This window comes from Roseimicrobium gellanilyticum, from assembly GCF_003315205.1.
Taxonomy (GTDB): domain Bacteria; phylum Verrucomicrobiota; class Verrucomicrobiia; order Verrucomicrobiales; family Verrucomicrobiaceae; genus Roseimicrobium; species Roseimicrobium gellanilyticum.
In genome coordinates this window covers 1-9,513 of record NZ_QNRR01000027.1, presented here as the reverse complement: position 1 = coordinate 9,513, position 9,513 = coordinate 1, and the positions used below count along the sequence as shown (strand labels likewise).

The following is a 9,513-nucleotide window of genomic DNA, read 5'->3' as shown; positions in this document are numbered from 1 at the left end:
AGAACATGCTGGCCAGCGTGACCCTGCCGGACAGCAGCGTGCACAGCTACGCTTACGACTACCGCGTGCGTCGCATCACCCGCACCGAAGGCAGCACCACTCCCGTGGCCATGACCTTCAGCGGCGGCTTGAGCGTCGCTGAGTTCGAAGTGCTCGACCCGGGAACTGGCACTCTCAACACTCAACCCACCGTCGAGTACCAGCGCGGTCCCGACATGGGCGGCGGTGTGGGTGGGTTGCTCTACTCCCTGCGCAGCGGCACCGCGAAGTTCAACCTGAGCAACGGCCGAGGCGACGTGGTGGCCCAGAGCGACAGCTCTGGCTCACTTACCTGGACCGCCAGCTACGAAGCCTATGGCAAGCGCCCCGTGGAAACTGGCAGCAACCTCGACCGCCAGCGCGCTAATACCAAGGAGGAGGATCCGACCGGCTTGGTGAACGAAGGCTTCCGCTACCGCGACCTGGAAACCGGCGTCTGGCTGAGCCGCGACCCGGCGGGGTTTGTGGATGGCCCCAACTTGTATGCCTATTGCGTCCAGAATCCTTGGACCAAGTTTGATCCCGATGGGCTGAGGTGGCGTATGACAGGTTTCGGAATAACCATCGAATTTGGGGCGCACCAGCCATATGGAATAGGTCTCTACGCTGCGCGCCCGTCCGATGCTGACTTTTGCGATGTCAATCTCACGGACTTCAAAGAAGGGGGGAAGCGACTTGATGCCTTGAAACGTTCACCAGGTGAGTTTCTTAAAGGAGCGGCCGGGGGCTTCTTGGGAACTGATTGGGGCTCCAATACTGAAGAAGGTAGGAAGGGGCGCTCTGTAGGTGGAAACGTCGCTGTACTCGATGCAGCTGCTTCCATGGGGCGTGCTGGGGTGGCTGGGATGTCTGGCAGATCGGGACCACCGCCTGTACCCGTAGGCACCGGTGGAGTGGCTGTTGCACCGGTCGCCGTACCTAAGGAAATACCGACTCCGTTGATACCGGCCAATACCCTTTTCCAGCAGACAGAGGAGTCTCAGCAGCCCACAGAGAGTACAAAAAACACATTGGTGGATTATAAAGAGATTGTTAGAAGGTTCCTTAGTAAGAGGGACGCCAAAGACGCCGTTAAGAATGGTATTCCATTCGACCCAAATAAAGGAGCGGGCATTTCTACGACAACCACAACGATTGAACCCGTAGATCCCGATGCTATCAGAAAAATGACAGGTGCCGCAAATGCTGATTTCTACATCGATATAAATATCACTGGAAAAGCCCGCTTAAACACCGTGACAAAAGGTGGAAAAGCAGACATTAAAATCCAAGAGGATATTAAGCCTGAAGATGTGATAGATAAAGGCCGTGTTCGAAAATCGAATGAAAGCGTCATCGACAATGAGTAACATGTACCCAACTCAAAAATCTTTAGACCTGCTCAAACATTACGGCTCGCTTGAATCAAGCGACAAGTTCCACTACGTCACAATTCATTCCCCTGAATCTGACTCTGCTACCTTGGAAGAGACCATGCGTATTGGTATAGTTGATTTATATTGGGCCTATGAAGACAATGCGTTTCTAGTTTCGATCCTTCGCGATCCAGACCGGCAAGCTAGCTCACGGTATAGTCCAAGAACGGGTGAACTTAGGGGGGACTTTTTTATTAGCATTCAAGCCGGACCGCTCAACGTGCAGAGAATAGAAGTTATTTTATCCACACTTGTAGAGTGGATAAGAAATAACAATAAGCTTACCAGGGAGGTATCTGATATCATAAAAATGTAGCATGCCAGTGGCGCGCACAGGGTCACCATTTCCAACAGAATGAACCCACATGCCAACCAATTTTGCAAAGATGAAGCTCAGGAACGGCTTCTCGGCTATGAACGCGAATGAACGCACAAGCCAACCAATGGCATTGGCTGTGCCAACCCATTTGCAAAGTGATGAGACACAGAAGAGCTTCTCGGCTATGAACGCTCGTGTGTTGGTGAGACCCTGAATGCTGAACTGCCTGCGCTTTCTACATCACCGTGCTGACAGTTCCTGCATCCCAACCCTTACCGTTTTGAGAAGAGCAAAGTTTGCCTACGTCTAACTGAACATCGCAATGCAACGCCCGCCTCGAATGCAATGGTCCTGGTTAACCTCCTAGTGTGCCGCTGAGCGCGTGATGGGTGCTGATGCGGCATGTCGGAACGAATTCAGTGAGGGATGCGACCTTCCTGTGCGATGTGGCCCGCAGGTTGTTCCAAGGCCCCGTGATGGTCAAGGTTGGACCGAGTGGGGCGAACGAAGTGTTGCTGTGCAAGTTTTCCCATGCAAGGAAAGCTCCTGCTCCTTTGTGTGTCCGTGCTTCTGATCTGGGTTCTGCTGCTCGTGCCGTGGGTGAATGACAGGCCCAATACCACGCACGGATATGACTCGCTGGGCCGGCGCACGTCCACGCAGACCGGGCCGCTGCACACCACGTTTGAGTACGCGAGCAACAGCGGCAGCTCGGTGTTTGACGTCAGCGGGTTCAAGCCCACCAAGAGCACCGGCCCGCGCGGCGTGGTGACCACGGTGCAGTATGACGACCTGTACCGTGCCGTGAGCACGACCGTGAGCGATGGTGGCACCACCACCACGGAGTACGACGCGGTGGGCCGTCCCGTCGAGGTGACAGACGCCCTCGGGCGCAGTACCATGACCACGTATGACGCCCTTGGTCAGGCCATCCGGGTGGATCTTCCGGATGGCACGGAGGTGGAAACGAAATACACGCAGCTTGGCAAACCCTGGTGGGTGAAGGACGGACTGGGGCGCATCACTGAGACGGAGTATGACTCCGCAGGCCGTGCCATCTCCGTGACCAACCCTCTCGGGCAGACGGTGCACTCGGAATACGATGCCGCAGGGAACGCCATCAAGGTCACGGACGCCCGTGGCCATATCACGGAGAGCAGCTACGACTCACGCAACCGGCCCATCGAGGTGAAGGCGCCGTTGGTGGTGAATGGTGAGACCGGACAGAGTGAACGGCCCATCACGTCCACCACGTACGATGCCGCCGGCAAGCCGCTCTCGGTCACGGATCCCCTGGGGCATGTGACCATCAACACCTATGACCAGGCCAGCCGCGTGGTGAAGGTGAAGAACGCGCTCAACCAGGAAACGCTCACCACGTACGATGCGAGCGGGAATGTGCTCACCGTCACCGATGCCAATGGCAAGGTGACCACCAATGAGTACGACAGCCTTGGCCGACTCTCCCTGACCACAGATGCCGAAGGCGTCCTCACGGAGTTTGACTACGACCTGTCCGGCAACCGCACCATGGTCAAGGACGGCAAGGGCAACGTGACCACGTTCGACTATGACCTGCAGAACCGGGTGACGGAGGAGCACTATGCCAATGGAGACGAGACCACCTACACGTACAACGCGTTGCAGAAACTGACGCGTACGGATGCCGCCGGCACCACCAGCTACACGTATGACGAGCGCGACCGCCTGTTGACGGTGGACTTCGTCACGGGGCCGGATCGCACGTATGCGTATGATGACGCCGGGCAGTTGCTCAGCGTCACGGAGTCAGGACATGCCGCGGCCAATGTGAGCTACACCTATGACCTCGCGGGCAAGGTGCTCAGCGAGACCTCGCGGGGCAAGACCCACACCTACACCTATGATGCCGCGGGGAACCGCACTGGCACCACCTACAGCACGGGCCGCAGTGAGACGCGCACCTACGATGCGCTCAACCGCATCGCCACGCTGGTGGAGGGTGGACGCACCACGACGTGGCATTATGACCTCGCCGGTCGTGCCATCGCGCTGACCCTGGGCAATGGGCAGCAGCAGGACAACCACTATGATGCGGTGGGCAAGCTGACGGCGCGGCACCTGTTCAATCCCAACCAGACGTTGATCGCCACGTTCCAGTGGCAGCATGACGCGGTGGGGAATGTGACCCAGCAGACGGAGCGCTGGCTGGGAGATGCCACGCGCAACAACGCCCTGCGCACCACCACCATGGCGTACGATGATGTGTACCGCCTCACGGGCGAGACCGTCACGCAGTCCGGTGAGATCACCAGGGAGACCCTCTACACCTATGACGACGCCAGCAATCGGGCAAGCAAGGTGGAGAAGGAAAACACCGTGGTGGTGAAGGACACCAGCTACACCTACAACACGGCCAACCAGTTGATCGCGTGGAGCGAGGAGAACGGAACCGAGGTCGTGCAACGCAGCGCGGCGATGACCTATGACACGAGAGGCAACCGTGCCAGCACCGTCATCACCACCCATGGAGAGGTCCCCGGCACGGAGACCACCACCTACACCTGGACCCCGCAGAACATGCTGGCCAGTGTGACGCTGCCGGACAGCAGCGTGCACAGCTACGCCTACGACTATCGCGTGCGCCGCATCACCCGCACCGAAGGCAACGCCAATCCCGTGGCCATGACCTTCAGCGGCGGCCTCAGCGTCGCCGAGTTCGAGGTGCTCGACTCTCAACTCAATACTCTCGACTCTCAACCCTCAGTAGAATACCAGCGCGGCCCCGACATGGGCGGCGGGGTGGGTGGGTTGCTCTACTCCCTGCGCAGCGGCACCGCGAAGTTCAACCTGAGCAACGGCCGAGGCGACGTGGTGGCCCAGAGCGATGCCACCGGAGACCTTACCTGGACCGCCAGCTACGAAGCCTACGGCAAGCGCCCCGTGGAAACCGGCAGCAACGCCGACCGCCAGCGCGCCAACACCAAGGAAGAAGACCCCACCGGTTTGCTCAACGAAGGGTTCCGCTACCGCGACCTGGAGACTGATGTGTGGCTGAGCAAAGACCCCGCAGGCTTTGTGGATGGCCCAAACCTGTATGCTTATGTGAAGCAGAATCCGTGGAGCAAGTTTGATCCTCTAGGGCTCTACGAAGAAGGAGAAGATGGCACGCGAATCCATGTCCAAAAAGATGGTTACATCAAAATCACAGGAGCTCCTGGTGGACGACTCGATTCAAAGTCTAGAGAACTGATCTTTAATCAATTCGTTAACCATGACGTTCCGGAACATATAGCAAAAGCAGAGGATGCATACGTGAGGGAGTGGAATCCGGTGCAAGGGAATCACTACATCAGGATGCAAACAGAACCCAAGTATAGGATGATGATTGAAGCATGGGCCGCTTCAGCTCCGGGAGCTCTTTCACAAGATCGTGGCTTCTTAACATCACGCCTTCCCGGACGAACTGCAACGCCGCAGAGCCTTCCGATAAAGCAGCTGGGCTGGCGAACGTCACCTAAACTTTTTAAGAATTTAGGTCAGCAGCAAGATCCGGCCCAGAGTGCAAAACTTACTTTTGCTGATGGGAAATACAAACTGCAAATGGCAAACGGGCAAACGAGGACGGCGACGGGACAGATGAACTTTGTTACCATGCCTGATGGTCGGATTCTCGTGAGTTCTACCGCAGGGCATACTGGAATCTCTCAGGGGCGCGATGTAGCGTACGCCGGCCAAGTAACGTTCACCAAAAAGGGAGCTCTCAAAGAGTGGGATAATGGTTCGGGACACTACATGCCTTCTGCAGATTACGCCAAACAAGCGGGGCTGCCTATGGACAAGTTCACGCCTCACAAAGATGTGTTAAACGCGCAAGACTGAGTGTAGCATCAGAGCGAATGTTGATTTCTGAGAGAATTGGACACCGTCGAGACTCGGCAAGAGAACGGATGCTGTGCCGAGAACTTAGATGCCTCCCGGAGGTTATTGCATTTGAGGAGATCCGGGAGTTTCTTTTACATGACAAGAGTCTCCCGTCATACCAACGTTCTAAACTCGGTTTGATTCTGGCGAATCGGGTGCTGCGTAGGCGCAGGCTTTTTTACCATCTTTTGGATCTAAGCCTTCAATTGGCTGATGCATCAACTGTGCTTTTCTGGATTAATGCAGCGGTCACGAGAGTAGGCTTGCGTCGGCTTGTAAACTGGATGCGAACTAATGCCGATAATCAAACTGTGACATGGTATATATATTGGCTAGATTTACGCTTCTCAGACGAGGTTCGTAGAATGCGTCTTCAAGGTGCCTTGACCGAGTTGAACGAACGTACGAAGCATGACAAGTGATGAAAAGAACGTACGCACGAGCCAACCAATGGCATTGGCCGTGCCAACCCATTTGAAAAAATGAAACACAGAACAGCTTCTCGACTATGAACGCTCGTTTGTGGGTGAGACCCTGAATGCCGAAAATGAGGCAACCAATGGCGCGCACAAGGTCGCCATTTCCTGATTGCAAGTTAAAACTCAAAACAAGCTTCTCGCTACTCACGGTCCGGCATTCGCGGGATCGGCTTTCTCTTATCATCAGAACACTTCAACACACGGGCCTCCCACATCCAGTGCTGTCCTCGTCAACCGCTCAGTGACCCATCCAAGCATCTTTCAGCTCAAGCCCACCTTCACGAAACGCGTTAGAAATGCGACCTGTTTGGTTATGTCGCTGGCTGTTTGTTCCAAGACCGAGCGACTGTCAAGGTTGGGCCATGTGAGGTGAACGGAGTGTTGCAGGCTTACTTTTCCCAGCCGCAGCGAGACCCGCACCTATGATGCGCTCAACCGCATCGCCACGTTGGTGGAAGGCGGGCGCACCACCACGTGGCATTATGACCTCGCAGGTCGCGCCATTGCGTTGAGCCTGGGCAATGGGCAGCAGCAGGACAACCACTATGATGCAGTGGGCAAGCTGACGGCACGGCACCTGTTCAATCCCAACCAGACGTTGATTGCCATCTTCCAGTGGCAGCATGATGCGGTGGGCAATGTGACCCAGCAGACCGAGCGCTGGCTGGGAGATACCACGCGTAACAACGCGCTGCGCACCACCACCATGGCGTATGATGATGTGTACCGCCTCCTGGGCGAGACTGTCACGCAGTCAGGCGAGATCACGAAGGAGACGCTCTACACCTATGACGACGCCAGCAATCGGGCGAGCAAGGTGGAGAAGGAAAACACCGTGGTGGTGAAGGACACCAGCTACACCTACAACACGGCCAACCAGTTGATCGCGTGGAGCGAGGAGAACGGGACCGAGGTCGTGCAACGCAGCGCCGTGATGACCTATGACACGCGGGGCAACCGCGCCAGCACGGCCATCACCACGCATGATGAGGAGCCCACGACGGCCACCACCACCTACACGTGGACCCCGCAGAACATGCTCTCCAGCGTGACCCTACCGGACACCAGCGTGCACAGCTACGCCTACGACTACCGCGTGCGTCGCATCACCCGCACCGAAGGCAGCGCCAATCCCGTCGCCATGACCTTCAGCGGCGGCCTCAGCGTCGCTGAATTTGAGGTAACTGACTCTCAACTCAATACTCTCAACTCTCAACCCTCCGTAGAGTACCAGCGCGGCCCCGACATGGGCGGCGGTGTGGGTGGGTTGCTGTACTCCCTGCGCAGCGGCAGTGCGAAGTTTAACCTGAGCAACGGCCGCGGGGATGTCGTGGCGCAGAGCGACAGCACCGGCGCCTTCACCTGGACTGCGAGCTATGACGCGTATGGCAAGCGTCCGGTGGAGACGGGCAGCAACCTGGACCGTCAGCGGGCGAATACGAAGGAGGAGGATCCGACAGGGCTAAACAATGAAGGCTGGCGCATGCGCGAGCTGGATACCAATGTGTGGATGAGCCGCGACCCGGCGGGGTTTGTCGACGGCCCAAACCTCTATGCGTATGTCAGGCAGAATCCGTGGAGCAAATTTGATCCGAACGGTTTGTCTGGTGTCGATCCCGTGCGCGAGATAAGCGATGGGATGCGGAGAGCATTCGATTGGGTGCTTGACCTGGGAGGAGAGATGGCCGACACAGGGGTCAAATCTGTAAAAGACATCTACAAACTTGTAGATACAAGACAACCAGGGACCGTTGTAGGAGATATTAACAAGGCTGGGGACGAAGTGCTTGACTGGGCGGGTATCAAGCCTGGTCCCATATCTGAAGAGAGAAGAGTCCAGAGAGAAGAATTGCGGAAGGACCATCCCCGGTTTGCTGGAACTTTGGATCTGATTGACTCCACTGGTGGGGTTGGCTTGGGAGGAGGAATTGGCGTTCCTACACCCCCTAGATTGCCTAAATTGCCATTTGGGAAGGGTACACCGAAAGCTACCTCCACCGGTGCTCCTACAGAATCAGCAGGAGTTCCAGTAGATACATCAATCTACAGCGTAGAAACAGCTCTGAGTGAGGCCATGGCATCTTCTAAAGCTGCTGGCCAGCCTACTTTTATGTACTACCAACAGGCAACCAAAGCTGGTCCTGTCGACGTAACTGGCTGGATTTCGGTGAAAGATGGTCTGCTCGTCGTTGATAATATTGGCGTCCTTCCGGTGTCCGGTGAGGCGATTTTACGCGGGTCCGTGTTGAAAGAAATGTGGCAAATGCACAGTTCGTTCATGAAAGCTGCGAAAGGGAGTGGGCTGAAGGGAATTCGAATGACTTATGAACGAATAGGAGCTGATAGAAATGGAAGTACCGCGAAACCAAAAATAGTAGATAAAACAATCATGTTTGACGAAAAATGAGTCATCCAGATATACAGAGGGTCTTTCGATTCCTAAAGCACAATGCGTCCCAGTTTACATCGCCAGAAGAAGCGATCCCATTGTGCGCTAGAGCGGGGTTTTCGCCCGTGCAAATAATGGTTGGTATTACATCGCACTTCGAGATTAAACCTAGCGAAGCTAAAAAGTTAGTTTTTGGTCATCCTGTGTGGGGAGAAGCGCGAGAATCTTGGATCGCTTTCCATGAAGATTTGGAACGGCAACTAGGGCTCGAATGAACGTAAAGATGAAAGAATGAACGCACAAGCCAACCAATGGCATTGGCTGTGCCAACCCATTTGCAAAGTGATGAAACACAGAAGAGCTTCTCGGCTATGAACGCTCGTGTGTTGGTGAGACCCTGAATGCTGAACTGCCTGCGCTTTCTACATCACCGTGCTGGCAGTTCCCGCATCCCAACCCTCACCGGTTTTAGAGAGCCAAAGTTTGCCTACGTCTGACCAAACATCCCAATGCAACGCCCGCCTCGAATGCAATGGTCCTGGTTAACCTCCTAAAGTGCCGCTTGGCGCGTGAGGGGTGCTGATGCGGCATGTCGGAACGAATTCAGTGAGGGATGCGACCCTCCTGTGCGATGTGGCCAGCAGGTTGTTCCAAGGCCCTGCGATGGTCAAGGTTGGACCATGTGAGGTGAACGGAGTGTTGCAGGCTTATTTTTCCCAGCCGGACCGAGACGCGCACCTATGATGCGCTCAACCGCATCGCCACGTTGGTGGAAGGCGGGCGTACCACGACGTGGCATTATGACCTCGCAGGTCGTGCCATTGCCTTGACCCTGGGCAATGGGCAGCAGCAGGACAACCACTATGATGCCGTCGGCAAGCTCACCGCAAGGCATCTGTTCAATCCCAACCAGACCTTGATTGCCACCTTCCAGTGGCAGCATGATGCGGTGGGGAATGTGAGCCAGCA

3 protein-coding genes are annotated in these 9,513 nt (G+C 55.9%); all 3 read left to right on the top strand.

Annotation, left to right across the window (positions count from 1 at the left end):
• A partial coding sequence (locus DES53_RS32270) for an RHS repeat-associated core domain-containing protein (protein ID WP_147263767.1) occupies positions 1-1,388 on the top strand: 1,388 nt, incomplete at its 5' end.
• Between the two features lie 916 nt (positions 1,389-2,304).
• Positions 2,305-5,634 carry an RHS repeat-associated core domain-containing protein gene (locus DES53_RS32265; RefSeq protein WP_113962471.1) on the top strand — a complete coding sequence of 1,110 codons (3,330 nt, stop codon included), beginning with the start codon at positions 2,305-2,307 and terminating at the stop codon, positions 5,632-5,634.
• A 1,074-nt stretch (positions 5,635-6,708) separates the two neighbouring features.
• Positions 6,709-8,562 (top strand): RHS repeat domain-containing protein, encoded by a 1,854-nt coding sequence (locus DES53_RS32260; protein ID WP_147263766.1) that lies wholly within the window; start codon positions 6,709-6,711, stop codon positions 8,560-8,562.
• The last annotated feature ends 951 nt before the right edge of the window (positions 8,563-9,513 follow it).